General features: G+C 45.6%; 31 protein-coding genes and 1 tRNA gene. 27 read left to right on the forward strand and 5 right to left on the reverse strand.

What is annotated here, in order from left to right; all coding sequences use genetic code 11:
* Position 1 precedes the first annotated feature (1 nt).
* The 22 genes from rplN (at position 2) to AC1EKT_RS05205 (ending at position 13,551) form a co-directional block, all read left to right on the forward strand.
* Positions 2-370: a 50S ribosomal protein L14 gene (rplN, locus tag AC1EKT_RS05100; RefSeq protein WP_004574089.1), complete on the forward strand. Its 369-nt coding sequence runs from the start codon at positions 2-4 to the stop codon at positions 368-370.
* 1 nt (position 371) lies between these two features.
* Entirely contained in the window at positions 372-707 is a 336-nt protein-coding gene (rplX, locus tag AC1EKT_RS05105; RefSeq protein ID WP_004105501.1) for a 50S ribosomal protein L24, read from the forward strand.
* Positions 704-1,276: a 50S ribosomal protein L5 gene (gene rplE, locus AC1EKT_RS05110; protein WP_004109679.1), complete on the forward strand. Its 573-nt coding sequence runs from the start codon at positions 704-706 to the stop codon at positions 1,274-1,276. The genes rplX and rplE overlap by 4 nt, the downstream gene beginning before the upstream one ends.
* A 1-nt stretch (position 1,277) precedes the next feature.
* Complete coding sequence (locus tag AC1EKT_RS05115; RefSeq protein WP_003808046.1) at positions 1,278-1,463, forward strand: type Z 30S ribosomal protein S14; 186 nt, start codon at positions 1,278-1,280, stop codon at positions 1,461-1,463.
* 86 nt (positions 1,464-1,549) lie between these two features.
* Positions 1,550-1,948, forward strand: a complete 399-nt coding sequence (rpsH, locus tag AC1EKT_RS05120; protein WP_004105495.1) for a 30S ribosomal protein S8 — start codon at positions 1,550-1,552, stop codon at positions 1,946-1,948.
* 16 nt (positions 1,949-1,964) lie between these two features.
* Positions 1,965-2,504 carry a 50S ribosomal protein L6 gene (gene rplF, locus AC1EKT_RS05125; RefSeq protein ID WP_119527086.1) on the forward strand — a complete coding sequence of 180 codons (540 nt, stop codon included), beginning with the start codon at positions 1,965-1,967 and terminating at the stop codon, positions 2,502-2,504.
* A gap of 1 nt (position 2,505) precedes the next feature.
* Entirely contained in the window at positions 2,506-2,877 is a 372-nt protein-coding gene (rplR, locus tag AC1EKT_RS05130; protein WP_004109670.1) for a 50S ribosomal protein L18, read from the forward strand.
* Entirely contained in the window at positions 2,874-3,602 is a 729-nt protein-coding gene (rpsE, locus tag AC1EKT_RS05135) for a 30S ribosomal protein S5 (protein ID WP_004574087.1), read from the forward strand. The genes rplR and rpsE overlap by 4 nt, the downstream gene beginning before the upstream one ends.
* Entirely contained in the window at positions 3,602-3,784 is a 183-nt protein-coding gene (gene rpmD, locus AC1EKT_RS05140; RefSeq protein ID WP_004105491.1) for a 50S ribosomal protein L30, read from the forward strand. The genes rpsE and rpmD overlap by 1 nt, the downstream gene beginning before the upstream one ends.
* Before the next feature lie 2 nt (positions 3,785-3,786).
* Complete coding sequence (gene rplO / locus AC1EKT_RS05145) at positions 3,787-4,242, forward strand: 50S ribosomal protein L15 (protein WP_004105490.1); 456 nt, start codon at positions 3,787-3,789, stop codon at positions 4,240-4,242.
* Positions 4,243-4,438: 196 nt separating this feature from the next.
* Positions 4,439-5,782 (forward strand): preprotein translocase subunit SecY, encoded by a 1,344-nt coding sequence (gene secY / locus AC1EKT_RS05150; protein ID WP_415683289.1) that lies wholly within the window; start codon positions 4,439-4,441, stop codon positions 5,780-5,782.
* Positions 5,783-5,810: 28 nt separating this feature from the next.
* Complete coding sequence (locus AC1EKT_RS05155) at positions 5,811-6,371, forward strand: adenylate kinase (RefSeq protein ID WP_012913828.1); 561 nt, start codon at positions 5,811-5,813, stop codon at positions 6,369-6,371.
* Positions 6,372-6,513: 142 nt separating this feature from the next.
* On the forward strand, positions 6,514-6,732 hold the full coding sequence (gene infA / locus AC1EKT_RS05160) for a translation initiation factor IF-1 (RefSeq protein WP_415687232.1): 219 nt from the start codon (positions 6,514-6,516) through the stop codon (positions 6,730-6,732).
* Positions 6,733-6,752: 20 nt separating this feature from the next.
* Positions 6,753-6,866 (forward strand): 50S ribosomal protein L36, encoded by a 114-nt coding sequence (gene rpmJ, locus AC1EKT_RS05165; RefSeq protein ID WP_003842636.1) that lies wholly within the window; start codon positions 6,753-6,755, stop codon positions 6,864-6,866.
* Between the two features lie 144 nt (positions 6,867-7,010).
* On the forward strand, positions 7,011-7,388 hold the full coding sequence (rpsM, locus tag AC1EKT_RS05170) for a 30S ribosomal protein S13 (RefSeq protein ID WP_004105472.1): 378 nt from the start codon (positions 7,011-7,013) through the stop codon (positions 7,386-7,388).
* An 83-nt stretch (positions 7,389-7,471) separates the two neighbouring features.
* On the forward strand, positions 7,472-7,870 hold the full coding sequence (gene rpsK / locus AC1EKT_RS05175; RefSeq protein ID WP_004105468.1) for a 30S ribosomal protein S11: 399 nt from the start codon (positions 7,472-7,474) through the stop codon (positions 7,868-7,870).
* Between the two features lie 79 nt (positions 7,871-7,949).
* Positions 7,950-8,945, forward strand: coding sequence for a DNA-directed RNA polymerase subunit alpha (locus tag AC1EKT_RS05180; protein WP_004574084.1), 996 nt, complete (start codon positions 7,950-7,952; stop codon positions 8,943-8,945).
* A 77-nt stretch (positions 8,946-9,022) separates the two neighbouring features.
* Entirely contained in the window at positions 9,023-9,457 is a 435-nt protein-coding gene (rplQ, locus tag AC1EKT_RS05185; protein ID WP_004129014.1) for a 50S ribosomal protein L17, read from the forward strand.
* 129 nt (positions 9,458-9,586) lie between these two features.
* Complete coding sequence (locus AC1EKT_RS05190) at positions 9,587-10,861, forward strand: Mbeg1-like protein (protein WP_415687234.1); 1,275 nt, start codon at positions 9,587-9,589, stop codon at positions 10,859-10,861.
* Between the two features lie 84 nt (positions 10,862-10,945).
* A complete protein-coding gene (gene truA / locus AC1EKT_RS05195) occupies positions 10,946-11,851 on the forward strand; it encodes a tRNA pseudouridine(38-40) synthase TruA (protein ID WP_415683293.1) in 906 nt (301 codons plus the stop codon).
* A gap of 92 nt (positions 11,852-11,943) precedes the next feature.
* A tRNA-Ser gene (locus tag AC1EKT_RS05200) sits at positions 11,944-12,029 on the forward strand.
* Positions 12,030-12,294: 265 nt separating this feature from the next.
* Positions 12,295-13,551 (forward strand): ATP-binding protein, encoded by a 1,257-nt coding sequence (locus tag AC1EKT_RS05205; RefSeq protein ID WP_481616175.1) that lies wholly within the window; start codon positions 12,295-12,297, stop codon positions 13,549-13,551.
* Between the two features lie 221 nt (positions 13,552-13,772).
* Here the strand turns inward: AC1EKT_RS05205 and AC1EKT_RS05210 are convergent, their stop codons facing one another.
* Positions 13,773-14,810: a hypothetical protein gene (locus AC1EKT_RS05210; protein WP_481616174.1), complete on the reverse strand. Its 1,038-nt coding sequence runs from the start codon at positions 14,808-14,810 to the stop codon at positions 13,773-13,775.
* A gap of 170 nt (positions 14,811-14,980) precedes the next feature.
* On the opposite strand from AC1EKT_RS05210, the gene nusA reads away from it, so the two are divergent.
* From nusA to ribF, 5 genes are all read left to right on the forward strand, one after another.
* The gene (gene nusA / locus AC1EKT_RS05215; protein WP_012913832.1) at positions 14,981-16,063 is read left to right on the forward strand and encodes a transcription termination factor NusA; all 1,083 of its coding nucleotides are present in this window, start codon (positions 14,981-14,983) and stop codon (positions 16,061-16,063) included.
* Positions 16,064-16,382: 319 nt separating this feature from the next.
* Positions 16,383-19,256 (forward strand): translation initiation factor IF-2, encoded by a 2,874-nt coding sequence (infB, locus tag AC1EKT_RS05220; protein ID WP_481616173.1) that lies wholly within the window; start codon positions 16,383-16,385, stop codon positions 19,254-19,256.
* A 2-nt stretch (positions 19,257-19,258) separates the two neighbouring features.
* A complete protein-coding gene (gene rbfA / locus AC1EKT_RS05225; protein ID WP_419398903.1) occupies positions 19,259-19,801 on the forward strand; it encodes a 30S ribosome-binding factor RbfA in 543 nt (180 codons plus the stop codon).
* Between the two features lie 48 nt (positions 19,802-19,849).
* Entirely contained in the window at positions 19,850-20,971 is a 1,122-nt protein-coding gene (locus AC1EKT_RS05230; protein WP_421784647.1) for a tRNA pseudouridine synthase B, read from the forward strand.
* Positions 20,972-21,032: 61 nt separating this feature from the next.
* A complete protein-coding gene (gene ribF, locus AC1EKT_RS05235) occupies positions 21,033-22,274 on the forward strand; it encodes a bifunctional riboflavin kinase/FMN adenylyltransferase (RefSeq protein ID WP_481616172.1) in 1,242 nt (413 codons plus the stop codon).
* A 49-nt stretch (positions 22,275-22,323) separates the two neighbouring features.
* Here the strand turns inward: ribF and AC1EKT_RS05240 are convergent, their stop codons facing one another.
* The 4 genes from AC1EKT_RS05240 to AC1EKT_RS05255 all read right to left on the reverse strand — a co-directional run bounded on the left by AC1EKT_RS05240 (position 22,324) and on the right by AC1EKT_RS05255 (position 25,930).
* Complete coding sequence (locus tag AC1EKT_RS05240) at positions 22,324-23,151, reverse strand: amino acid ABC transporter ATP-binding protein (protein ID WP_119527066.1); 828 nt, start codon at positions 23,149-23,151, stop codon at positions 22,324-22,326.
* A complete protein-coding gene (locus tag AC1EKT_RS05245) occupies positions 23,151-24,092 on the reverse strand; it encodes an amino acid ABC transporter permease (RefSeq protein WP_415683300.1) in 942 nt (313 codons plus the stop codon). Before AC1EKT_RS05245 ends, AC1EKT_RS05240 begins: the two co-directional genes overlap by 1 nt.
* Positions 24,093-24,303: 211 nt before the next feature.
* Positions 24,304-25,149: an ABC transporter substrate-binding protein gene (locus AC1EKT_RS05250; protein ID WP_119527062.1), complete on the reverse strand. Its 846-nt coding sequence runs from the start codon at positions 25,147-25,149 to the stop codon at positions 24,304-24,306.
* A 253-nt stretch (positions 25,150-25,402) separates the two neighbouring features.
* Complete coding sequence (locus tag AC1EKT_RS05255) at positions 25,403-25,930, reverse strand: cupin domain-containing protein (RefSeq protein ID WP_415683301.1); 528 nt, start codon at positions 25,928-25,930, stop codon at positions 25,403-25,405.
* Positions 25,931-26,023: the final 93 nt, after the last annotated feature.

Genomic DNA, 26,023 nt, shown 5'->3' on the forward strand with positions numbered 1-26,023 from the left:
AATGATTCAGCAGGAAACGCGGCTTCATGTCGCCGACAACACGGGTGCTAAGGAATTACTTGCCATCCGCGTGCTCGGTGGATCGAAGCGACGCTATGCCGGCATCGGCGACATCATCGTCGCCTCCGTCAAGGACGCGATCCCTGGCGGGTCGGTCAAGAAAGGCGACGTAGTTAAGGCTGTCGTCGTCCGTACTGTCAAGGAACATCGCCGTGTCGATGGTTCCTATATTAAGTTCGATGAGAACGCCGCCGTAATTCTCGGCTCCGGTCGTGAACCAAAAGGCACTCGTATCTTCGGACCAGTCGGTCGTGAATTGCGCGATCAGCGCTTCATGAAGATTGTGTCCCTTGCTCCGGAGGTGATCTGATATGGTAGCCAAGATTAAGTCCGGCGACCAGGTGAAGGTCATTCGCGGCAAGGATCGCGGTAAGGAAGGCAAAGTAGTTCGTGTACTTGCCGATGACCGTTTGATCGTAGAAGGCGTTCAGGTCGTTAAGAAGCACGTTCGCGCCACCCAGCAGGGTCAGCAGGCGGGCATTGTTTCGGTTGAGGCTCCAATCCATCGCTCTAATGTGATGGTTATTGATCCAGAGACCAAGCAGCCTACACGCGTTGGCGTGATTGTTAAGCAAGAGGCTCGTGACGGCAAGGTTAAGACCGTGCGCGTGCGTGTCGCCAAGAAGTCCGGAAAGGAGCTGGCATGACCGATACTACAGTTGAGTTGCCGGCAACTCCGCGCTTAAAGCAACAATACAAGGATGAAATCGTACCAGCCTTGGAGAAAGAATTCGGCCACACTAATCCTATGCAGGTGGCTCGCGTGCAGAAGGTTGTCGTCTCTATGGGCGTCGGCGCTGCAGCTCGTGATTCTAAGCTCATCGAAGGTGCGATTAAGGATCTCACTTTGATTGCCGGCCAGAAGCCAAAGGTAACTAAGGCAAAGAAGTCTGTCGCTCAGTTCCATTTGCGCGAAGGTCAGGCTATCGGTGCTTACGTAACTCTTCGTGGCGATCGTATGTGGGAATTCTTGGATCGTTTGCTCACTCTGGCTTTGCCTCGTATCCGCGATTTCCGTGGTATCAACGGCAACCAGTTTGACGGTCAGGGTAATTACAACTTTGGTCTTACGGAACAGTCTATGTTCCATGAGATCGATCCTGACTCGATTGATCATCAGCGTGGTATGGACATCACCGTGGTGACTACCACCAAGGACGATGTGGAGGCCAAGTCTTTGCTTAAGCACCTCGGTTTCCCATTCAAGGAGAACTGAAATGGCAAAAACCGCTCTGAAAAACAAGGCGGCCGCCAAGCCGAAGTTCAAGGTACGCGCTTATACGCGTTGCCAGGTTTGTGGTCGTCCTCACTCCGTGTATCGCAAGTTCGGTCTGTGCCGCATCTGCCTTCGTGAGAAGGCTCATCGCGGTGAGTTGCCGGGTGTTACGAAGTCCAGTTGGTAAATATCGACGCTGAAGGTCCACTGCTTGAAGACAAAGTTCTCATATAGAGGCGGTGGAAACCACGGCGAGAAAGGGCGTTAGCCCACATGACAATGACAGATCCAATCGCAGACATGTTGACACGTCTGCGTAATGCGAGCGCGGCAAAGCACGATACCGTGGAAATGCCGTACTCCAAATTCAAGGCGAATATCGCCGAGATTCTGAAGCACGAAGGCTATATTAAGGACTTCGCTGCTAAGGAAGCTAAGGTTGGACAGACGTTGGAAATTACGTTGAAGTATGGCTCCAATGGCCAGCGTTCTATCCAAGGCATCAAGCGCATTTCTAAGCCAGGCTTGCGTCGTTACGCAAAGTCTGATGCTTTGCCAATGCCTCTTGGTGGTCTCGGTATTGCTATTATCTCGACCAGCTCGGGATTGTTGACTCAGAAGGAATGCCTCGATCGAGGCATTGGCGGCGAAATCGTCGCCTACGTATGGTGAGAAAGGAGAGCTGAAGATGGCATCGCATATTGGTAAGCTCCCCGTCGACATTCCTGCAGGCGTGGAAGTAAAGATTGAAGGTCAGTCCTTCAGCGTCAAAGGCGCTAAGGGTTCTGATTCTTATGAAATTCCAGAGGGAATCACCGCAACAGTCGCTGACAATCAGATTGTTCTGACTCCAGTTGACGATTTGCGCCCAACTCGTGCAAAGCATGGTTTGGCTCGCGCAATTGTTGCTTCTATGGTGAAGGGTGTGCATGAAGGCTACACCAAGACTTTGGATATTGTCGGTACCGGTTATCGTGCAGTGATGAAGGGCAAGGGCATTGAGTTCTCGCTTGGTTATTCTCACACTATTACCGTTCAACCACCGGCAGGTATTGAGTTCGAGTTGCCAAATCCTAACCAGGTAATCGTAAAGGGCACCGATAAGCAGACTGTTGGTCAGGTTGCTGCTAACATTCGTAAGCTTCGTGCTCCAGAACCTTACAAGGGTAAGGGTATTAAGTACACCGATGAACGTATCCTGCGCAAGGCTGGAAAGGCTGGTAAGTGATATGAGCGTTAAGATTTTCGGTAAGGGTACCAAAGTCGCACGTTTGCGTCGTCACGCCCGTCTTCGTAAGCACATTGCCGGCACATCTGAACGTCCTCGTTTAGTTGTTTCCCGTTCTAACCGTCATATGGTTGCTCAGATTGTGGATGATACCAAGGGAATTACTTTGGTAAGCGCTTCCACTTTGACTGCTGACTTCGCTGGTTTCACTGGCACGAAGACTGAAGCTGCAACCAAGGTTGGCGAATTAGTAGCGGCTAAGGCGAAGGAAGCGGGTATCACCGCTGTAGTCTTCGACCGTGGCGGTAACAAATATCATGGTCGCGTCGCAGCAGTGGCTGAAGGCGCCCGTCAGGGAGGTCTGGCACTGTGAGCGACAACGAAAAGGAAACCCAAGTGGCTGAAGAAACTCAGAACACTCAGGCATCCGCTGAGGAGCGTAACGATGATCGTCGTTCTCGCCGTAACAAGGGCGAGGGTAAGCGCGGCGAACGTCGTAATCGTCGTGAAGAAAACCGTGGCGAAGAGCTTCTGGATCGCGTAGTTACTATTAACCGTGTTTCCAAGACCCACAAGGGTGGTCGTACCTTTAGCTTTGCAGCACTTGTTGTTGTTGGCGACGGTAAGGGCACTGTTGGTGTTGGTTACGGCAAGTCTCGCGAAGTTCCAGCTGCTATTGCTAAGGGTCAGCTTGACGCTAAGAAGCATATGTTCACTGTTCCACGCATTCGTGGTACCGTCACTCATCCAGTGCTCGGTCACGATGCTGCTGGTACTGTGTTGCTCCGTCCAGCTGCTCCAGGTACTGGTGTAATTGCTGGTGGTGCTGTGCGCGCTGTTATGGAATGCGCCGGCATTACGGACATCCTCACCAAGTCCATGGGCTCTGCAACTGCTGTAAACGTAGTGCGTGCTACTGTGGACGCTTTGAAGAAGCTCGAAGAGCCAGAAGAGATTTCTGCTCGTCGTGGTCTTTCTCTTGAGGAAGTCGCTCCTGATGCTTTGCTCCGTGAGCGTGCTGCCGGCATTGCCGAAGCTCGCAAGGCTCGCGAAGAAGCTCAGGCCGCCAAGGCATCTGAAGCAAAGGATGGTGAGTGATGTCAAATTTGAAGATCACTCTGGTGCATGGTTTAGTTCATACAACTGAGCGCCAGCGCGCGAATGTTCATACGCTCGGCCTTCATAAGATTGGTCACAGCGTAGTTCGCGAGGACACCCCCGTCAATCGTGGCTTGGTTATGGCCGTTCGCCACTTGGTGAGCGTCGAGGAGGTCGACTGATTATGGCTAACGAAGAACCAATGCTGCATATGCACACGTTGCGTCCAGCTCCAGGAGCTAAGAAGGATCGCATCCGTGTAGGTCGTGGTGAAGGCTCTAAGGGTAAGACCTCAGGTCGTGGTGATAAGGGCACAAAGAAGCGTTATCAGGTTCGTCCTGGCTTCGAAGGTGGCCAGCTCCCACTGTACATGCGCTTGCCTAAGTTGCGTGGCTTCAAGAGTCCTTTCAAGAAGGAATTCCAAGTCGTCAACGTTGCAGATCTTGCTGAACTTTTCCCAAAGGGTGGCGAGGTTACTGTAGCTGACCTTATTACTAAGGGCGCTGTACGTGATGGCTATCCTGTAAAGGTTCTTGGCGATGGTGAATTGACTGTTGCTTTGACTCTTAAGGGTATGAAAGCTTCTGCTTCTGCTAAGGCAAAGGTTGAGGCTGCCGGCGGCTCCATCAGCGAAGAGTAGTTAGAAGCTACTTAAAGCTTGATGCAGTTATAAATCTGTAAATAGTCCCTCTAGCATTGTCTAGAGGGACTATTTTTATCATCAAAACTCACCAATAGCCTATTCCAGTAGGTACCGTGAGTTAAACTATTGCCTCAGAGTTTGTTTTTTGCACTGTTGCGCCTAGGAGTGCGCGAAAAAAGGGAGGAAGACCCAGGTGAAAACGTTAATCCAGGCCTTCAGGACGAAGGAGTTGAGGAACAAGATCCTCTTCGTCTTCGCTATGATAATTATTTATCGTATTGGTTCATTTATTCCGATTCCGGGTGTGGACTATAAAGTTGTGCATGCTTGCACTGTTAAATTAGCTTCATCGAGCGAGAACTTTATTGGGTTAGTTAACTTGTTCTCAGGCGGCTCGCTGTTGCAGCTTTCTATTTTTGCTTTGGGTGTTATGCCTTACATCACTGCTTCCATTGTGATTCAGCTTTTGCGCGTGGTTATTCCTCGCTTCGAAGCTCTTCATAAGGAAGGCCAGTCTGGTGAAACAAAGCTTACGCAGTACACGCGTTACCTAACTATTGGATTGGCAATTTTGCAATCTACTACGATTTTGGTAACAGCACGTACGGGTGCTTTGTTTAATTATCAGTGCGGAAATAATATTATTCCAGACGGAAGCATGTGGAGCCTTATTGTCATGGTTTTGATCATGACTGGCGGCACTGGTCTTATTATGTGGATGGCAGAACTCATTACCGATAAGGGTATCGGTCAAGGCATGTCTGTCTTAATCTTTATGTCTATTTGCTCTGGCTTCTTGCCAAAGCTTTGGGAGATTGGTTGGGGTACCAACGGTTCTAATGGCGATTGGAATAAGTTCGCTATTGTTGGTGGCGTTTTGCTTGTTATCCTCATATTTGTTGACTTTGTTGAGCTTGCTCAGCGTCGTATTCCTGTGCAATATACACGCCGCATGATTGGACGAAAGATGTATGGCGGCTCTTCGACTTATTTGCCGTTAAAGGTAAATATGAGTGGCGTTATTCCACCAATCTTTGCTTCATCAATTCTTGCTGTTCCTACTCTTATTGCTCAGTTTGGAGATAAGAGCAAGGCTTGGGTGAATTGGATTGAAGCTAATTTGGCTAATTCCACTTCTGCTTGGTATATTGCGTTTTACACAGTAATGATTGTGTTCTTCTGCTTCTTCTACACAGAGATTACTTTTAATCCTGATGAGACTGCAGATAACATGAAAGAGTATGGTGGCTTCATACCAGGCATTCGCGCTGGCAGTGCTACGAGTCATTATCTTAGCTATGTTATGAACAGGTTGAATACTGTCGGTGCTATTTATTTGCTCTTTGTTGCATTGATTCCTACCGTTTTGATTATGGCTTTGCATTTGAATACAAAATTGCCATTCGGTGGTACAACAATTTTGATTATTGCTGGCGTTGGTTTGGATACGTTGCGTCAAGCAAAGGCTCAGACTGAACAATTCCAGTACGCTGGTTTCTTGTTCAAGCATGATGATCAAAAGCAAGTATCTAAGTAACTACAGTTAGCGAGCTAAGGAGATGAATATGCGATTATTAATTATGGGTCCACAGGGCGTTGGAAAAGGCACTCAGGCCGCTTTGTTAAGTGAGCATTATGGCATTCCAGCGATTTCTACTGGTGATATTTTCCGCTATAACCTTAAGAATCATACTGAGCTTGGAAAGCAGGTTCAGGGATATCTTGACAAGGGCGAGTTGGTTCCAGATGAGCTGACAAACAGCATTGTTAAGGATCGTCTTGCTCAGGACGATGCAAAGAGCGGCTGGATTCTTGACGGTTATCCTCGCAACGCTTCTCAGGTTCAAGCTTTGGATCGTATGTTGGAAGAGCTTGGCACTCCTCTCGATCACGTTGTGGCTCTCGAGGCTGAGCGCGATGTTTTGCTCGAACGCATGCAAAAGCGTGCAGTTGAGCAAGGCCGTTCTGACGATACTCCAGAAGTAATTGCTAAGCGTTTGGAAACGTATGAGAAAGAAACAGCTCCATTGCTTGATATCTATGATAGCCGCGGTCAGTTGGTTGAAGTAGATGGCGTTGGAGATATTAAGGAAATCAATAATCGCATTGTTGAATCACTTAATTAATTAGTGCGTTTTTAAATTTAAAAAGTAAAATGCGTTCTGTTCGACACGCCGAGTGTTGAATGGGACGCATTTACTGTATTATAGAAGATTGGCGTGTCTTCGGATGCGCAAAGTAGTATGCCCAAGGAACGGAACGAGGCTCATGGCAAAAGACGGTGTGATTGAAGTCGAAGGCATGGTAGTAGAAGCACTACCAAATGCGATGTTTCGCGTTCAGCTTGAGAATGAGCACATTGTTTTAGCTACGATCTCTGGTAAGATGCGTAAAAATTATATTCGCATTCTTCCTCAAGATCGTGTAGTGCTAGAGATGAGCCCTTACGATCTGAATCGTGGGCGTATTACGTACCGTTATAAGTAAGGTACAAGCAAAGGAAAACCATGAAGGTCAGCCCTAGCGTGAAGAGGATCTGCGAAAACTGCCGCGTGATCCGCCGTCACGGCCGCGTCATGGTGATCTGCATTAACCCACGTCATAAGCAGCGTCAGGGCTGAGCAGATTTCCATCGCGGAATACAAAGAATAAGGCGCTAAGTCACAGCAGAAGCTGAACCCTGGGTGCGCAGGCCCAGGCCGCACTTAATTTCTATTAGTGCGGAAGACTTGGTGCACGACCTGCGTAACAGTAAAGGAATTACAATGGCACGTCTTGCCGGAGTAGATATTCCCAATGAGAAGCGCATTGAGATTGCCCTCACCTACATTTTTGGTGTTGGTCGTACTCGCGCTAAGGAAACGCTTGCCGCGACCGGTGTTAATCCGGACACTCGCGTCAAGGATCTTACGGATGAACAGCTGATCACCTTGCGTGATTATCTTGAGGCCAATTACAAGATTGAAGGCGATTTGCGTCGTGAGATCGACGCTGACATCCGTCGTAAGATTCAGATCAACTGCTATCAAGGCCAGCGTCATCGCAAGGGTCTTCCTGTGCGTGGTCAGCGTACCAAGACTAATGCTCGTACTCGCAAGGGTCCGAAGCGTACTGTCGCCGGGAAGAAGAAGGCCACCCGATAGTAGTCGGTGGTCGGCTCTAGGCCACGGATATATTTCCATCGTCTAGACATACCAACTCATTCGTCATTAGGAAACGAGGGTCAATGGCAGCTGCAAAGCAAGCCTCGCGCAAGCCGCGTCGCCGGGACCGCAAGTCGGTGCCGGTTGGGCAGGCGCATATTAAATCAACATTCAATAACACGATTATCTCCATTACCGATCCATCCGGTGCAGTCCTTTCTTGGGCTTCCGGCGGTGATGTCGGCTTTAAGGGTTCCCGTAAGTCGACTCCTTACGCTGCAGGTATGGCTGCTGAGTCTGCTGCACGCAAGGCAATGGAACATGGCCTCAAGAAGGTCGACGTGTTTGTTAAGGGTCCAGGTTCCGGTCGTGAAACCGCTATCCGTTCCCTCCAGTCCGCGGGTCTCGAAGTTGGTTCTATTACCGACGTTACCCCGCAAGCGCATAACGGCGTACGCCCACCAAAGCGTCGCCGCGTCTGAGCACTCTTACGAATCCATCCATCCAACCCGCTTATGGGCGGCGAGTGCACCACCGACCAGAAGCTGAAAGGATACCAAAGTGCTTATCGCACAGCGTCCGACACTTACCGAGGAATCACTGAATCCCCAGCGTTCTCGCTTTACTATTGAGCCGCTGGAACCAGGTTTTGGCTACACTCTCGGCAATTCGCTGCGTCGTACCTTGTTAAGCTCTATTCCAGGTGCTGCCGTTACTTCGGTTCGCATCTCTGGAGCTTTGCATGAGTTTACGACTCTGCCAGGTGTTGAAGAAGATGTCACTGAAATTCTGCTGAACATCAAGGGCATCGTGCTCACGAGTGAGTACGACGAGCCTGTAGTGATGTATTTGCGCAAGAATGGTAAAGGTGAGGCCACTGCTGGAGATATTACTCCTCCAGCCGGTGTTACTATTGCTAATCCTGACTTGCATATTGCTACACTCGCAGAAGATGGTGAACTTGAAATTGAGTTTACTGTTGAACGCGGTCGCGGCTACGTGCCAGCTCAGATGAACAAGCAGGAGAACAGCGAAATCGGCCGCATTCCTGTGGATTCGATCTACTCACCAGTTTTGAAGGTGAGCTATAAGGTCGAAGCTACCCGCGTGGAACAGCGCACGGACTTCGATAAGCTCATCCTGGATGTGGAAACCAAGCCAGCTATTACACCGCGTGATGCAGTTGCATCTGCAGGCTCGACTTTAGTTGAACTTTTCGGTCTTTGCCGTGAGCTTAACGTTGATGCCGAAGGTGTTGAAGTTGGTCCAGCGCCAACTCATGATGAAGCTGATTCTCAGTTGGCTATACCGATTGAAGATATGAATTTTACTCAGCGTAGCTATAATTGCTTGAAGCGTGAGGGTATTCATACAGTCGGCGAACTGGTAGTTCACACTGAGCAGGATTTGCTCGATATTCGTAATTTCGGCATGAAATCCATCGATGAAGTTAAAGAAAAGTTGCAGGCAATGGGTCTGTCTTTGAAGGCTTCACCGATTGGCTTCGACGCCAATAATCTCGAAGGTGGCACTTTCTTCTCGCCTGAAGACGAGTAAGTTCCATCTGCAATCGTCGTAACGTTCGGATGTTCGGGTTGATGCCCACCTGAACGATGCGACAATAAGGAGTAATAATGCCTACACCGAAACAAGGCCCTCGTCTGGCTTCTAGCCCGGCTCATGAGCGCCTGATGCTGGCCAATATGGCGACCAGCCTCTTCCAGCACGGTCGTATCGTAACGACGTTGCCAAAGGCAAAGCGTCTTCGTCCGCTTGCTGAGCGTTTGATTTCATTCGCTAAGCGTGGCGATTTGCATTCGCGTCGTCGTGTGTTGCGTGTAATTCGCAACAAGTCCGTGGTTCACGTGCTTTTCACTCAGATCGCTGAGCAGATGAAGCAGCGTGAAGGTGGTTATACCCGCATCGTGAAGATTGCTCCACGTCGTGGTGATACCGCTCCTCAGGCAATTATTGAGCTCGTAACTGAGCCAGTAAGCCCAAAGAAGGCTGTTGTGAAGGAAGCTGAAGCAGCTACCAAGGTTGCAGCTAAAGAAGAAGCTGCCGAGTAGTTTGCATTCCAGCTTTACGCATCGGTAAAGTGAATCTTAAAGCAAGCGTTTAATCGCTTCTTAAAGAATTGCTAAGACGAGTCGAGGTTAATTCCTCGGCTCGTTTTTTATTTGTATTATTATTAAGTTATGACGAATATTCTGGATCAAGTAAGAAGCGATTTTCGTACTTTTGCTCAAAGAAGTTTTAATTCTGTTGATGCGTTGATTTTGTGCGAACTTTCATACATAAATATGCCAAAATCTATTCCGCTATATAACAGTGAGTCAAAGGTTATTTCGACTACGTCTATTTACGATCTGCTACGTTTTGAAGATTTTTCGTCGATGTTTTCTTCTGGAGTAGCTAAGGTTGATAAGTTTCGCCAAGAGTTGCTTTTTGCAGTTGCATCTAATCCGCGTTATAGAGGTATTAGAGTAGGCGAAATTCTTGAACGATTTGATAAATCGAATGCTTATGAATCGTGTGAGCAGCAGTTTGCCGGCGTTACTTTTGACCTTAGTGCTTGTGAAGGAATTGATAATCCGAATACTATTGTTGTTGCTTTTAGAGGCACTGATAATACGCTTGTTGGGTGGAAAGAAGATTTTAATATGGCTTTTCGCTGCCCAATTCCAGCTCAGGAGTCAGCAGCAGAGTATTTAATTTCTGTAACACAAAGATATAGTAAATATATTGCAAAAAAAGCTAGTTTATTACAAAAAATTTCCTCGTTTTTCGCAAAATCAACTAATTTGAAGTGCGACAATCGCGATAACAGTAACAAGCGCGATAATAATAATCACGATAACAATAACAATCGCAATAGCAGCCCGAATATTATTGTCACAGGTCATTCAAAAGGCGGAAATATGGCGTCCTATGCTACTATGCGATTGGATGCAGAAAATGAAAAACTTGGCAATCTTGTATCTAAAATTTATTCAATGGATGGGCCGGGTTTTGCAAATGATGTAGTAGATACTAGCGTTTTTTCGCGCGTGGCAAGTCGAATAGAGAAAGTTGTGCCGCAATCTTCGATTATTGGGCTTCTTATGGATAATGGTTTGCCATATAAAGTAGCTAGGGCTGATTCTGTTGGTTTAATGCAGCATTTTGGCATGTATTGGCATGTTGAGGATGGCGATTTTGATTATCGAGATGAAGTTACTTCTCGCGCTGCTGCAATCGCAAAAGCTATAAATTCTTGGATGTTTGATTTGCCTGTTGAAGAACGAAAACGCAGGATTGATAGTGTGTATAACGTTTTGTCGAGTTTAGGTTATCCTACTTTTGATTTATTGGGTTCTCATTGGTCTGAGCTTGTGCCAAAATTACTTGGAATGGCAACGCACTTGGATGCGAAGTCTTATGAGCTTATACGTGGAATTATTGCTGCTGTTGCTGGCGTAGGCGTGAAGTAATTGTACGAAGTAAATTTTATGAAGCAACTGTAAACGGAATTTAATTGCGGAATTATTCAGTTACGACGAATGGAAGGTTTTTAAATGCGACTTCGCTTGGATTTAGCTTATGACGGCGGCGGATTTTATGGTTGGGCTAAGCAGCCGGTTTTGCGCACTGTTCAAGGTGATATTGAGGCAGCGTTGCATATGGTTTTGCGTGTCCCGGAAAATGATCCTACTGAATCGTTGCGTCTTACTGTTGCTGGTCGTACGGATACTGGCGTTCATGCATCTCATCAAGTGTGTCATTTAGATATTTCAGATGAAACATTGCAGCGTTGTATAGGACATACTGGTTTAGATGGTGTTAGTGCGCTGGAGTATAGGCTTAGGCACGTTCTTGCGCAGGATATTGTCATACACAAGGTTAGTGTTGCGCCTTGTGGCTTTGATGCTAGATTTTCTGCGTTAGAGCGCACATATGTGTATCGTATTGCTGATGGGTATTGCAAAGCTAAATATGATCCTCGTATGCGCGGCTTTGTTTTGCGTTTTGATTCAGAGCTTGATGTTGACGCTATGAATCAAGCTGCGCGTCTTATGGTTGGTTTGCATGATTTTGGTTCATTTGCTAAGCCAAATCCTGGAGGAACTACTATTCGCGAAGTTAAGCAGGCTCGATGGCACAGAGTTGGGTCAAATGATGCGCAAAATAGCACTGGGTTTGTTCTTCCTATTGAACAAGGTTTGCTTGAATTTACTATTGTCGCTGATGCTTTTGCGCACAATATGGTGCGTTCTTTGGTGCAAGCTTGTGTGCAAATTGGTTGCGGAAAGCGTTCTCTTGATTGGTTTGAGGGAAAGATTAATGTTCCTCTTCGTGAAGGCTCGACGGGTCCAATTGATCCTCATGGATTGACATTGGAATATGTAGCTTATCCTCCTGATGAGGAGCTTGCTTCTCGCGCTGAAAAAATTCGCGCTCGCCGTGATTCGTCTGAGTTGTAATGTTTCAACGCACCATGGGTTTTATATTCGCAGCATGGTTTACAATTGAAAAGTTGCGTTTGTGTGCGCTTTCAGTGCAGCAAATCGCAAGTGGATGAATGTCCGAGCGGTCTAAGGAGCACGCCTCGAAAGCGTGTGAGGGTAAACTCCTCCGCGAGTTCGAATCTCGCTTCATCCGCAGAATAATAAGCTTCAAGCGTATTTCTCGCTTGAAGCTTTTTTATTCTGCCGAGCTTTCTCAAAACTGAAAGTGCAGTGCACTTTCAGTGAAAGCTCGGTCTGCCTTCGTCTCTATTGACGAAGGCAGGGCAGATTAGTGTGCTTCCAACGCGAGTTTCGCGCGCGAGCGTAATATGCGCATATTGTAGTTTTTGTACATCCAATGTACAAAAAATTGTACATCGAATGTATAAAAACTACGTTTTTCGTGTATAGTTGTTTTTATGAGCGAATATTTTCCTAGACCAATTGCTGATGCTATTCTTCACGCAAAACGAAAAGTCGTAATTCTTGAAGGCGCAAGGGCTGTAGGCAAAACTATGATGTCAAAGCGTCAGCTTGTGTCTAAAGGGTTTTCATACGTGAGTCTTGCGGATGAAAATACGTTTGCGCTTGCCTCAACAGATTTATATGGGTGGCTAAAAAATCTTAGTACTCCAGTTGTTATTGACGAAGCGCAAAGACTTTCAGATCTTCCGCTTGCAATAAAAGAAATAGTTGATAATTCAACTTCAAACAGTCTTCAGTATGTTTTAACAGGTAGTGCGCTTATAAATCGCAACGGATTAGATGGTCAAGATCCTCTTGCTAGGCGTGCTCAGCACTTTATAATGAGTCCTTTTACTCAGTGCGAAATTACTCAAAATAGTGGAAATATTGTAGATAATCTTATAGAAAGTAATCCAAATCTTAAATATGAAAAAGAAATAAGCAGAGAAGAAGTATATAAAATGATGGCTGCTGGCGGATTCCCAGAATATCAGCAATCATATGATTCTTATGAAGATTGGGAACGCGAAAAGCTTGTGTCAAGCGATATTCTTGCGGTGTTGGGAGATACTATTCTTCCAGGAGAACGATTAGACAGAAGTTTGGCTGTTAGCATACTTAATAAATTGCTGTGTACGCCTGGTGGGATTCTTAACACGAGTTCAATAGGTCAAGATCTTGCTTTAGATAGGCGAACTATTGAGCGTTATGTTAGCGTATTCTTGCGCAGGTTTTTAATAAATGCGCTCCCGAATATAAAAACCGCGCCGAATCGTCAAACTTTTACTAGAGCTAAGATGCATCCGGTTGATACGTCTTTAAGCGTTCAAACAATGATCAGTAAAGGTCATAATCCTTTGGAAGATCCAGTTATGTATGGGAATTTGCTGGAAAGTTTTGTTGTAAATCAGATTATGCCTGCCGTGCAATGGTCTAAAATGCACCCGGATTGCTTCTACTGGCGTGAAACTGGCAGCAGTCCTAAAGAAGTTGACCTTGTGCTAAGTTTCCGTGGAAATCTGGTTGGGGTGGAAGTAAAAAGCTCTAGCATGTTGAATCGTAACGATTTTAAGGGACTTGTAGCTCTTTCGCGAAGACATGAATTTAAGTGCGGATACGTTGTTTATTTGGGTCAAAAAATTATGCAGTGGGCGGACAATTTGTGGGCAATACCATTAAGCGCACTGTGGGAGCGTGAAGCATTTGAATAACTTGAGATAAATAATTTAAGATTTATAAATATAAGTTTTGTAATATTCAGCTTGCATTTGTTATATATCTATGTTGAATATAAAAGAGGCCTGCTAGCTATTGCATAGTAGGTCTCTTTTTGCCGATTGCCCTTTCTGGGTAAGCGATTAAACAGTGTGCGTTTTAAATAATGGAGTAATGACATTAGTTATACCTGTATTGGAGACCATACCAAATTATGCTATTTCAAAATTAAATTTGAGTCCGCTGGGTAGCCGAATGCGTAGGCGCGTAATAATCGCGAAGTGATTAGTTTTATTATCGCATCCTTAAAAACATTATTCGCTTGAACTGCAGAGTATTCGTATCCTGCTTCGTTGTTATTGCTTTTTGCTGCGCTTTTAGTTTTATTTTCTTCAATAACTATTACTTGATTAAAAGCATCTAGCTCTTCTCTAGCGCAATCCATATAAGCTATAGCAGCAATCGGCAGATCTTTTCCGCTTGCTGAATCATGCGTTTTTCCGCTTTCTAACGCCTCTTGAGGAATATCGTAAACTTTTTTGCGCAAGTCTGTTCCTTCTCCTGCAGCTCGCATAAGAGTTTGAGCGTTTGTTGACGCCATATCGCTGTATTCCAATGCAGTATTTTGATCTTTTCTCGCTGCTAGCGTTTGCAAAATAAAAGCGAGTTTGTCTTCAGCTTCTGCAGCTTGAGCTAAGGGTTGATGCGTCCATTTGAAGTTCTTGTAATGATTTATTACTTCTATAAGATTCGCGTATGAATCATGCTCCATTTGTTGCGCTGTTGTAGTTTTTGTATTTTCTGAGCTTTCGTTTCCGTTTCCGTTTCCAGTTTCAGTTCCGTTTCCGTTTTCGCTTTTATTGCTTACATTATTTGAATTTTCGTCACTATTTTTCTTCGAAAGCATTTCCCATTGAGCTTGCGTGCTGTATACAATGCTTTCGCTTAATCTTCCCGGGCATTGTTGAGCGACAGTTTTCCAATATTTTGCTGTGGTTTCCAAATCCTTAGTGGATATGTTATTTTGGTTCTTCTTGATTTCGCGCTGCCTTTTTTGCGCAAGCCTGTATGCTTTAGCACATGCATTTTCTGGAGCTGCTGTGTGAACAGTATGTTCGACATGAATGTTTTGTAATGTTCCGCAAGCTGTTAGAAGTGGAGATATTAAAACGCATATAAGAAGCACGAGTGCTCTGGCAATACTGCGTTTTACTTGTTTGCGCATATCATTTAACAAAACATAAAGTGTCTGCATAATCTACTAAAATAGCCACTGACTGTGACCAATATCGATTTATTAATTTGGTATTTGTTTTAAGTCTGCAACAATTAAAGCTAACTATTATTGTAAGAAAAAATAAGTGTGCTTTAATAGTTACAATTAATAATCATAAATTAATGCGTTATAACGAGAGGACGTGCGCGATGGAATTGGATTTGGCGGGAATGCATCAGCTTGCGGCACAGCAGGGGATTAATGCCGAGGAGCTGGACGAGGCACTCGCCGAGGCCTTGCGTCTTGCGTATATGAAAACCGCTCATCCTGCAAAGCATGTGCGAGTTGAATTGGACGAACGTGCAGGTTCGTTTACTGTGTGGGCTAGGGATGAAATTCCTGGTAAACCTACTGAAGATAACCCGTATCCAGCTCCAACGCTGGGAGAGGAGTATGACGATACTCCGCGTGATTTTGGTCGTTTAGCTGCTGCGACAGCTCGTCAAGTTATTAGTCAAATTTTCCGTAAAGCTGAAGATGACCGCGTATTTGGTGCGTTTTCTGGTCAAAAAGGAAAGCTTATTAACGGCATTATTCAGCAAGACGCAAAAGATAACACTAATATCCACGTTGCTGTTGGAGACGTTGAAGCTATTTTGCCTCGTCGCGAGCAGGTTCCAGGTGAGCGTTACCGCCATGGCGAGCGTATTCGCGTATATGTTGTAAATGTTGCTCGTGGTTTGCGCGGTCCGGAAATTGTTGTTTCACGTTCGCATCCTGAATTAGTTCGTCGTCTTTTTGAGCGAGAAGTGCCGGAACTTGTTTCTGGAGCAGTTTCTATTATGTCGATTGCGCGTGAAGCTGGCGCTCGCACAAAGATTGCCGTTAGAGCTAATACTGAAGGTGTGAATCCAAAGGGTGCTTTAATTGGTCCTGGCGGTTCGCGCGTGCGTGCTGTAATGGAAAACTTGGGTCAAGAGAAGATTGATATTGTCGATTGGTCATCTGATCCAGCAAAGTTTGTTGCTGCTGCTCTTTCGCCTGCTACTGCTACACAAGTACAAGTAGTGAGCGAAAAGAACCAAACTGCAGTTGCTTTTATTCATGATGCTCAGCTTTCTCTTGCTATTGGCAAAGAAGGTCAGAACGCTCGTTTGGCTGCAAAGTTGACTGGTTGGAAGATTGGTATTGAGTCTGCAGAAGAGCATGCTAAGAAGGTTGCTGCAGCTCAAGCGCAAAATGCGCAGCCTGCTTCAGCTGATTTGAATAATAACGCATCTGCTGCTGAATAGATTGTTATTGAGAAGTGCTGAATATTGTTTTGGATTGATATTTCCGCAATGTTTAGCACTTCTTGATTGTTTATTTTATTAGCGGTGTGCAAATAAAGTAGTCTCTTACGTGGCATTTAGCGACACTCGAGCCAATCCAACGTTTCGAGTATGCTAAAAGCTGGAATCTGGGCGAAAGGCAATAGCCATCGTCCGGCGGGAGACGAGGTATAAGATCATGGTCGCACGATGATATATCGCACGATAATAAATAATAAGCTCGCAATAATGTAAAGTGGTCGCGTGTACTAGCGCTGCCACAGACAGAGGAGAACACTGAGTGGTTAAAAAGCGCGTGTATGAACTGGCCAAAGAATTTGGTGTAGACAGTAAAACCGTGTTGGAGCGTTTGAAGAGCATGGGCGAATTTGTTAAGTCTGCTTCTTCAACAGTTGAGGCTCCAGTAGTCCGTCGTTTGCAAACAGTATTAGCATCTGACGGAAATAAGTCCGAAAAGGCATCTAGTGCAAGTAAGCCTGCTGCACCAAAAGCTAAGCCGCAGGCTAAGCCTCAAGCTAAACCTCAAGCTAAAGATTCGTCACACAGTGATTCTGTAGCTGACTCTTCTGCTAACAAGCCTGTGCATAACGCAGCTTCTCATTCTGCTCCAAAGCCGGGTGCAAATCATACTCGCTCAAACAATACTTCCCGTCCTAATGCTGCTGCCGGCGAAAATAGAAAAAATGATCGTCGCAATGAGAATCGCGATAATCGTGATAATCGCGGCGAATCTCGACAGCAAGCTCAAGGTCAATCTCACTCAGATCGTTCTCAAATGCCTCCTCGCCCTCGTCCGCACCAGAATGCGCAAGGTGCAGGCGCATCTGCTCCACGTCCGGGCAATAATCCGTTTAGCCGTAAGCAAGGCATGCGTGCTCCTACACCTGGAGATATTCCACGTCCTCATCCGATGTCTCGTCCTGGCGCTGAAAATGGTCGCGGTGGTCGTCCAGGTCAAGCTGGCGCTGGAGCTCAAGGTTCGCGTGGTGAACGTGCAGAACGCGGTGGTCGCTCACGTGGCAGTCGCTCTGGTCAAGGTGGCGCACGCTCATCTCAGTGGTCGGGTCAGCGTCGCGGTCAAGGTGGCGCAGGTGCAGGCTCTGGTGCATCTTCTCGCCCATCTGCAGAATCTCGTTTTGCATCTCAAGGAGCTAGCTTCCAGGCTGCTGCAGCAGGTGCACCTAATGGTGGTCCATCGCGTGGCGGCGGTCGCGGTCGTGCAGGAGCTGCAGGCGCATTCGGTCGTCAAGGTGGTAAATCTTCTAAGGCTCGTAAGAATCGCTTAGCGAAACGTCGTGAATACGAAGAGCTTAAAGCACCAGTGATTGGCGGCGTGCGTATTCCTTCCGGTAACGGAGCTACGATTCGCTTGCGTCAAGGCGCAACTCTTTCTGATTTAGCAGAAAAGATCGATGTAAATCCAGCAGCTTTGGTAACTGTTCTCTTCCACTTGGGTGAGATGGCAACAGCTACACAATCTTTGGATGAATCAACATTCCAAATTTTGGGTGAAGAAATCGGCTGGAATATCAGCATTGTTTCTGCTGAAGAAGAAGATAAAGAGCTTTTGCAGCAGTTTGACATCGATTTGGACGAAGAAGAGCTGCAAGAAGATGACGATTTGCAATCTCGTCCGCCTGTAGTAACTGTTATGGGTCACGTAGATCACGGTAAAACTCGCTTGCTCGATACTATTCGTAAGTCGAATGTTATCGATCGCGAAGCAGGTGGCATTACTCAGCGCATCGGTGCTTATCAAGTAACTGTAAATCTTGAAGGAAAGCCTCGTAAGATTACGTTCCTCGATACTCCAGGCCACGAAGCGTTTACTGCTATGCGTGCTCGCGGTGCTGAGCTTACAGACGTTGCAATTCTTGTTGTTGCAGCAGACGACGGCGTGATGCCTCAGACTGTTGAAGCTATTAACCACGCTCAAGCTGCTCATGTGCCAATTGTTGTGGCTGTGAACAAGATTGATGTTGAAGGTGCTAACCCAGATAAGGTTCGCGGTCAGCTTACAGAATACGGTTTAGTTGCTGAAGAATACGGCGGCGACACCATGTTTGTGGATATTTCTGCAAAGCAGGGCACGAACGTCAATAAGCTTCTTGAAGCTGTGTTGTTGACTGCTGATGCTGAGCTTGATCCTAAAGCAAATCCAAATATGGATGCTCGCGGTGCAACTATCGAAGCTCGACTCGATAAGGGTCGCGGTGCTGTTGCTACTGTTCTTGTGCAGCAAGGTACTCTTCACGTTGGTGATTCTATTGTTGCTGGCACTTCTTACGGTCGTGTGCGCGCTATGCTCGATGAGAACGGCAAGCATTTGCAGGATGCGGCTCCTTCCACTCCTGTTCAGGTGCTTGGTTTAACTTCTGTTCCAACTGCTGGCGACTTGTTCTTGGTTACTTCGGACGACCGTTCTGCTCGTCAAATTGCTGAAAAGCGTGCAGCTACAGAGCGTGCGGCTCAGCTTGCAAAGCGCCGCAAGGTTGTGTCTCTTGAAAGTCTTAAGGAACAGTTCGCTAAGTCTGAAGTTGACATGCTGAACATCGTTATTAAGGGTGATTCTTCCGGTTCTGTTGAGGCTTTGGAAGATTCCTTGATGAAGATTGAGGTTTCTGAAGAAGTTGGAATCCAGGTTATTCACCGCGGTGTTGGTGCAATTACTCAGAACGATGTGAACTTGGCAACTGTCGATAAGGCTGTGATTATTGGCTTCAACGTGCGTCCAAACCGTCAGGTTGCTGATTTGGCAGACCGCGAAGGCGTGGAAGTTAAGTACTACTCGGTTATTTACAAGGCAATCGAAGATATCGAAGCTGCTTTGAAGGGTATGCTTAAGCCAGAATTCGAAGAAGTTGTTACTTCGCATTCCGAAATTCGCGAAATCTTCCGTTCTTCCAAGTTCGGCAATATTGCTGGTGTTATGGTTCAAGACGGCGAAGTCAAGCGCGGTACGAAGTGCCGTATTTTGCGCGACGGCGTTGCTACAGTCAACGACCTGGAGATTTCCAGCTTGCGTAGGTTTAAGGATGACGTGCAATCCGTTAGCGAAGGTTACGAAGCTGGTATTAATCTCGGCAGCTTCAACGACATTGAGCTTGGCGATATAATCGAAACCTTTGAAATGAAGCAGATTGAGCGCAAGTAATTATGGCAGGAACGAATCCTAGAGCTGCACGTATTGCAGCATTAATTCAGCGCGTAATCGCTTCTAATATGGAATCGCATTTGCACGATAAGCGTTTGGCGAGTGTGACTATTACGGAAGTGCGCGTTACGAACGATTTGCAAATTGCAAAGGTCTACTGGACTCAACTTGGTCACGAAGGCAAAGAGCAGGGCGAGCGTCAGCGTGCAGCACAAGCTTTGCAGCAGGCTCACGGTCGACTGCGCTCTTTGGTCGGTGCAAAAGCTGGATTGCGTTTGACTCCTCAATTGAAATTCATTTATGACGAAGTGCCTTCTGAAGCGCACGAAATTGAGGATATTCTTGTTGCAGCTCGTCATCGTGATGAAGAATTAGCTAAGTTGCGTGAAAATGCTAAGTATGCTGGCGATGTCGATCCGTATAAGAAGCCGCGCGAAGTTGAAGAATCTGACGATGACTTCGACGACGACGATGACTTTGAAGAGGACGATGCCTTTGAAAGCGACGACTTTGAAGACACGTCTGAATCGTCTGACAACAATTAAATCTCAAAGCAAACTCAATGTGAATCGTATAGTAGCTAGATTTAACTTATGTGCATACCAGATTCAGGATTACTGCTTGTAGATAAGCCGCAAGGTGTTACAAGTCACGATATTGTTGCGTGCGCTCGTCATTTGTTGCATACAAAGCGAGTTGGTCACGCAGGAACGCTTGATCCTATGGCGACAGGATTGCTAATCATAGGTTTTGGCAACGCAACGCGACTTTTAAATTACATGTTGGGGCACAATAAAACCTACGAAGCAGTAATCCGCTTAGGAGAAGCAACTACTACTGATGACGCTGAAGGTGAAATTCTTCCGGATGACGCATTAAATATAGGTCCGGGGGTTCATGTTGCTAATAGCGACACGTCTTTTGAAAGTTCACTATCTTTTGAAAAGCAACTGTCTTTTGAGCGAATTAAGCAAGTTGTTAGCGAAAATTTAGTAGGCAAAATTATGCAAGCTCCTACTGCTTTTTCTGCTATTAAAATTAATGGTCAACGAGCTTATGATTTAGCGCGCGAAGGAAAATCAGTAGAGATTGCTCCTAGAGAGATATTTGTTAGTGATTTTTCAGTGAGCAATCCTCGAATTACTAGGGGAGTGAGTGGGAAACTCGTATGCGATATATCTGCAAAAGTTTCTTGCAGTAGTGGAACATATATTCGCGCTTTAGCTCGCGATTTAGGTCGCTTACTAGGAGTTGGTGGGCATCTTATTCAGCTTCGTCGCACTAGCGTTGGTGATTTTTCGGTTACTGATTCGCGAGTTCTTAAACTTCGCGCTCAAATGCGAGAATTTACTGATCGCAATGGAGTATTGCAGCATCGCTCAAAAGCAGTTCCTAGTGACGATTTTGACGCAAATAATATGCTTCCTAAAATTTGCTTAAATATGATGGATGCAGCTTCGTATTCGCTTCCAACTTTAAGCATTGATGAAAATCAAGCTAAAGACTTGCGTTTTGGGCGCTGGATTGAGCTTAAATCTGGCATAAATTACGAAAATTATCCTGCAATAGCGTACGTTCCAAACGCAAATACTGCGGAATGTGACGTTGTTGCAGTAGTTGAATTGACAAAAAATATAAAAAGTAATCAAATCAAACCAATTGTGGTATTTCCGGCAAGCGAGAAGACTGGTAAACTAGATAAGTATTTAAAATAACGAATTGCGTAATTTGCGTAGTTTGCTTGAGTAATGCTTGAACGCGGATAGTAAGGATATCATGAAGGTCATCGACATTCGACCAGATGCCAACGGCATGATTAATTGGCCAACGTTAAGTGCGGAGCGTAAAGCGGTTGTTACCATTGGCGTATTCGACGGTATGCACAAAGGTCATCGCGAGGTTATTCGTCGTACTGTGGATCTTGCGCATCGTCATGGAGCGTTTTCAGTAGTGATTATGTTTGATCCACGTCCAAGCGTAGTGCATGCTAATCCTGATTTGTACGATGATTTTGGCGACGTTAATTCTAAACTTCCGGACGATCCGGATGCTCTTACAAGCGTGCGTCAACGTTTGCGTGTGATGTCACAGTTGGATGTTGATCATGTTGTGATTGTGCGCTACAGCCTTGCTTTTGCTGCAAAATCGTACCGTTTCTTCTTAGGTCAGCTCGTTGGAAAGCTTGGTATGCGAGCATTAGTTCTTGGCTCTGATGCTGCACTTGGTGCTCGTCGTGCTGGTGATATTAAAGCAATTCGCGAATTGTCTCAAGCAACTGGAGTTTTTGAGCTTATTGAAGTAGAGGATTTGGGCCCAGACGACGTTCGCGTGCCTGATCCTATTGTTCGTGAAGTTCCACAGGAGCCTGGAGACCCTAAAGATCCTTCTGAGGGCATGAATAAAGCTGAATACCGTGCTTGGAGCAAGAGCATGCCAAATAAGAAAGTGCGTGCTTGGAGCTCTACAAATGTGCGCTGGATGTTGGCTACTGGTCGAGTCAAAGAAGCGCGTGAAATTTTGGATCAGCCGCATCGCGTTGAAGGAACAGTAGTTCATGGAGACGAGCGTGGGCGCGAGATTGGATTCCCAACAGTAAATCTTGGCGAAAAAATTGAAGGCTATGTGCCAGTTGATGGCGTGTATGCAGGTTGGGTTGTTGATTTAGATGCTGACAATAAGAACGATGTCAGGCCATCGAAAAATGCTGTTCCAGATGTGAGTGTTTTGCGTCGTGATGAGCTTCATTTAGGCGTTCATTCTCCGTGGCGTTGGCCTGCTGCGATTTCTATTGGAACTAAGCCAACATTTAATAAAGATGGCGAAGAAGATGCAGAGCGCACTGTTGAAGCTTACGGATTGTTCGACGATTGGAAAGACTTGTACGGGCATCGCGTTTGCATTGAGTTTGCTAGTTTCTTGCGTCCGCAACAGGCTTTTGACTCAGTTGACGCGCTAAAAGATATGCTCAAAGCTAATGTTGAGCAAGTGCGCGAGATTACGCAGTCAGAAAATATTTAATCTTAAAAACTAGCTTTTAGTTAGTAACTTTCAGATAGTCACGTTTGCTTTAGTGGTGGAACGACTTAAAGAAGTTTTGCGTTTCTGGGTCTGTGCATGCGTCCATAACTTCGTATGGCGTTCCGTTTTCTGCCACAATGCCGTTTCTCAGCAAAACAATCCTGTCTGCTGCTTCGTGTGCGAAATGCATTTCGTGCGTTGCCATCAGGATTGTTGTTCCTTGTGCTTTTAGCTCCGAAACCATGTCTAAAACTTCACCAACGAGCATAGGGTCAAGAGCGGAAGTAATCTCATCTAAAAGCAAAAGCTGTGGGCTTGTCATAAGCGCTCGCGCAATCGCAACTCTCTGCTGCTGTCCACCAGAAAGCTGATCAGGATAAGACTTTGCTTTATTTTCAAGCTTAATCCTAGCTAGAAGCTCCATTGCGCGGCTTTCTGCGCGATCTTTATCCCAGTGGTGTACTTTACGTGCGGCTAAAGTAACGTTATCCAAAACGGTCATGTGCGTGAAAAGATTGAATTGTTGGAATACGACTCCAATTTGAGACCGTATTTTATCCTGGTTTACGCGAGGGTCAGTAATATCCGTATTTCCAAGCCAAATTTGCCCGTCGTCCACGCACTCAAGCAAATTAATGCACTTCATAAGAGTGGATTTTCCGCTTCCGGAAGGGCCAAGAAGTGCCACTACTTCGTGTGAAGCGATATCAAACGAAATACCCTTAAGAACAGGAGTTGAGTTATATGATTTACGAATATTGCTTAAGCGCAAAACTGGAGTTGAATCTGAGTTATCGTTTGCGTTTGTTTGCTCGCTCATTTTCTGATTTGCTTTCTGATTTGCTTTCTGATTTTCACGCTGATTTAAGTTATTCATCACACAGTTCCTCCGTTAAGCTCGCGTTTGCGCAACCTTGCTGTATACCAATCGTTCAGCACAATAAACGGAATACTTAGCGCTATGAACACGACGCTTGCCACAACGTAAGGCGTAAAATTATAAGAAGTTGCAACAGATATTTGCGCAGCTCTAACAGCGTCAACAGCACCTAAAACAGATATAAGTCCAGCGTCTTTTTGCATTGATATAAAATCGTTCATTAATGCAGGCGCAACTTTCCTTAAACCAAGCGGAATTACCACTAATCGCACAGTTTGCCCGGATGTTAATCCTAACGATCTTGCGGATGCTCGCATAGAAGGGTGAACGTCCTCAAAACCTGCTCGCAATACCTCTCCGACATATGCGGAGTAGCTCATAACAATGGCGATTGTGCCAAGTATTGACGGCGGAATGCGTCCAAAAAGTTGCAATCCAGGTATGCCAAAGCCGATTAAGTAAAGCACAACAAGCATTGGTATGCCGCGCATAATAGTCGTATAAAATTGCGCTATGACTCGCAAAGGGAACAGCAGTGGGCTTGTGCTTGTGCGTATAACTGCGATTAAAGTTCCGAGTATTGCCACACCAATAACAGCGAATACAAGAACTTGCAAATTAAGCATTAAACCTTGCAAAACAGATGGCAAAGATATCATAAAGTATTTGCCAGAGAAGAATGTTTCGCGTACTCTTGGCCAACCTGGGCTCATTGCAAGCGTTATAACAACAACTCCAACAAGAACAACAGTGCTGAGAATACTGATTCCTACAGAACGTAGATTCTGCTTCTTTCTTATAAGTCGACGATTCCGCTCTACTTTGCTTACGTTTGCGTTTTCTACGTTCGCTTTGCTTGACGTATTGACATTGTAGTCTTCTGCGGATGTTGTTTTATTCGTTCGGGTTTCAGCAGTATTGCCTGTAAGTGCTGTCATTGGCGTAGCCTTAAGCCTTTCAACGCGATGAACATTCCTTAGTTATTGTACTAAAGCATTTAAGTACTTCAAACGATTATTTATTTAATTAAAATAAATGTGTTTTATCTGAAATTATTTAAGCGGTAAATCAAAGTGATTGCGCACTTAAATTTACCGCTTAAATATATAGCTTATTTTACAATTCGTTTGGTATGGCGCGAGTTTTGCTTTACTTCAACTCGCGAACTTTAGTCGTAAACTCAGCAAGCCACTTATCTTGCAGCTTCTTAAGCGTACCGTCTTTCTCAAGTTCATTAATAGCTTTAGTAACATCTTTAGTGAGCTTCGAATCCTTAGGAAGCACAATTCCCATGCCTTCCTTATCTTCAGAACCAGCAATCTGACCAACCACAGTGCTGTTCTTAACTTCGTCGGTTTGAACCATTACGAAAGCAGAAGGAGTGTCTATAACAAGTGCGTCAATTTGACCTGAGTTCAAAGCTTGAGCTAAAGCATCGTTGTCGTTAAAGGTTTGAATATCGCCCTTAATCTTCTTAGCAGCATCGTAGCTAGTAGTTCCAACCATTGCGCCAATAGTAGAGGACTTCAAATCTGCAAGCGACTTAGCTGAAGCGAATTTTCCGTCTTTTTTAACTACTACGGACTGAGTTGCGTTGTAGTAGCTTGGGGAGAAGTCTACTGTTTTCTTGCGTTCTTCTGTGATCGAGAACTGCTGAATGTTAAAATCAAAATCTTTTGGACCAGGGGTTACGGCAGAGTCGAAAGTTGTGCGAACCCACTTAACATGACTTTTATCGTAGCCGAGCTTTTTGGCCACAGCGTACGCAACTGCTGATTCGAATCCTTCGCCGTTTTCAGGCTTGTTATTGTGAATCCACGGCTCGTATGCTGGCTGAGCGGTTCCAACTGTGAGCACATTTGCTTCTACAGTTTTGTTACCTTCAGGCTTACTTCCGCCGCATGCTGCGGTTCCTGCTAAAGTTGCTACGCTTAGCAGAGCTGCTGCAAACCTTATAGCATGTTTAATCAGCGTCTTACGATAACGAATAGTCATATTCTCTCCTTTTATATCATTGTGTATTGGCTGATAATTGCAATACTTTCGAAATTTTATTGTATAAATTATGTACTTCGCGTAGCAGATTCTGCGATTCTTCTGTATTTACGCAAGTGCGTGCGGCAAGTGCGTGAGTAAGCTGCGCAAAACAAGTCTATATTAAGATACCGGAATAGTAAGCCCTGTTGTTATTGCAGTTACTTATAGCAAGTTATAGAATCCGCGAAAAATCAGCGTGACGCACAAATCTTTAAGCTAAATCAAATCCGCTAAAAGTAAATCCAGGACTTACAACGCACGAAACTAGAACATCTGCATTGCTAGGAACTGTTCGCTGCCAAGTTCCAGCAGGAATCACAAGGTGTCCACGCACTTCTAAGCCTTTACTATTCTCACTATTTCCAAGTGTAAATCTCTGCAAATCAGCTTCGTCACAAGGGCTTTTAGCGCATCCTCCAAGCTCAATCGTAAGATTTGCAGGTCCGTGCCAAAGCCAAATCTCGTCTGCGTCAACCTTATGCCATGCGCTTGAATCTCCAGCGGGAAGAAGGAAGTAAATAAGCGATGCCAATGGTCTTGGTGCGTCTGCACTAGCGTTCTCGTCGACTTTCGTATTGATTGCGCTCGCGTCTGAAATATTTTCAGTGTTGGCTTCGTTGTAAAGCTGCGATGCTTGCCAGTCGCGGTTATACCAGCCGCCTTCTGGGTGGGCTTCTAGGTGCAGTTCTTTAACTAGATTCTTTGCGTAATCGCTCATATTTTCTAAGCTGACACTCATTGTAATATCCTATTTTTATTTGATTTGACTTGTATTTTGTTGTTTTGCTGGGTAAGTGTTTGGTAGGCGATATTTTGTAAGTATTGTCGCGTA

The sequence above is a fragment of the Bifidobacterium sp. C0047B3 genome, assembly GCF_056590535.1.

Coding starts and splice junctions, on each gene's coding strand:
- AC1EKT_RS05255 (WP_415683301.1), bottom strand. CDS start 25,930: ATGAGTGTCAGCTTAGAAAATATGAGCGATTACGCAAAGAATCTAGTT.
- nusA (WP_012913832.1), top strand. CDS start 14,981: ATGGAATTGGATTTGGCGGGAATGCATCAGCTTGCGGCACAGCAGGGG.
- AC1EKT_RS05250 (WP_119527062.1), bottom strand. CDS start 25,149: ATGACTATTCGTTATCGTAAGACGCTGATTAAACATGCTATAAGGTTT.
- rplE (WP_004109679.1), top strand. CDS start 704: ATGACCGATACTACAGTTGAGTTGCCGGCAACTCCGCGCTTAAAGCAA.
- rplX (WP_004105501.1), top strand. CDS start 372: ATGGTAGCCAAGATTAAGTCCGGCGACCAGGTGAAGGTCATTCGCGGC.
- AC1EKT_RS05245 (WP_415683300.1), bottom strand. CDS start 24,092: ATGACAGCACTTACAGGCAATACTGCTGAAACCCGAACGAATAAAACA.
- rplN (WP_004574089.1), top strand. CDS start 2: ATGATTCAGCAGGAAACGCGGCTTCATGTCGCCGACAACACGGGTGCT.
- AC1EKT_RS05230 (WP_421784647.1), top strand. CDS start 19,850: ATGTGCATACCAGATTCAGGATTACTGCTTGTAGATAAGCCGCAAGGT.
- rpmJ (WP_003842636.1), top strand. CDS start 6,753: ATGAAGGTCAGCCCTAGCGTGAAGAGGATCTGCGAAAACTGCCGCGTG.
- AC1EKT_RS05190 (WP_415687234.1), top strand. CDS start 9,587: ATGACGAATATTCTGGATCAAGTAAGAAGCGATTTTCGTACTTTTGCT.
- AC1EKT_RS05155 (WP_012913828.1), top strand. CDS start 5,811: ATGCGATTATTAATTATGGGTCCACAGGGCGTTGGAAAAGGCACTCAG.
- rplF (WP_119527086.1), top strand. CDS start 1,965: ATGGCATCGCATATTGGTAAGCTCCCCGTCGACATTCCTGCAGGCGTG.
- rplO (WP_004105490.1), top strand. CDS start 3,787: ATGGCTAACGAAGAACCAATGCTGCATATGCACACGTTGCGTCCAGCT.
- rbfA (WP_419398903.1), top strand. CDS start 19,259: ATGGCAGGAACGAATCCTAGAGCTGCACGTATTGCAGCATTAATTCAG.
- rplQ (WP_004129014.1), top strand. CDS start 9,023: ATGCCTACACCGAAACAAGGCCCTCGTCTGGCTTCTAGCCCGGCTCAT.
- rpsM (WP_004105472.1), top strand. CDS start 7,011: ATGGCACGTCTTGCCGGAGTAGATATTCCCAATGAGAAGCGCATTGAG.
- rplR (WP_004109670.1), top strand. CDS start 2,506: ATGAGCGTTAAGATTTTCGGTAAGGGTACCAAAGTCGCACGTTTGCGT.
- infA (WP_415687232.1), top strand. CDS start 6,514: ATGGCAAAAGACGGTGTGATTGAAGTCGAAGGCATGGTAGTAGAAGCA.
- rpmD (WP_004105491.1), top strand. CDS start 3,602: ATGTCAAATTTGAAGATCACTCTGGTGCATGGTTTAGTTCATACAACT.
- rpsK (WP_004105468.1), top strand. CDS start 7,472: ATGGCAGCTGCAAAGCAAGCCTCGCGCAAGCCGCGTCGCCGGGACCGC.
- truA (WP_415683293.1), top strand. CDS start 10,946: ATGCGACTTCGCTTGGATTTAGCTTATGACGGCGGCGGATTTTATGGT.
- AC1EKT_RS05205 (WP_481616175.1), top strand. CDS start 12,295: ATGAGCGAATATTTTCCTAGACCAATTGCTGATGCTATTCTTCACGCA.
- AC1EKT_RS05115 (WP_003808046.1), top strand. CDS start 1,278: ATGGCAAAAACCGCTCTGAAAAACAAGGCGGCCGCCAAGCCGAAGTTC.
- AC1EKT_RS05210 (WP_481616174.1), bottom strand. CDS start 14,810: ATGCAGACACTTTATGTTTTGTTAAATGATATGCGCAAACAAGTAAAA.
- rpsH (WP_004105495.1), top strand. CDS start 1,550: ATGACAATGACAGATCCAATCGCAGACATGTTGACACGTCTGCGTAAT.
- AC1EKT_RS05240 (WP_119527066.1), bottom strand. CDS start 23,151: ATGAATAACTTAAATCAGCGTGAAAATCAGAAAGCAAATCAGAAAGCA.
- ribF (WP_481616172.1), top strand. CDS start 21,033: ATGAAGGTCATCGACATTCGACCAGATGCCAACGGCATGATTAATTGG.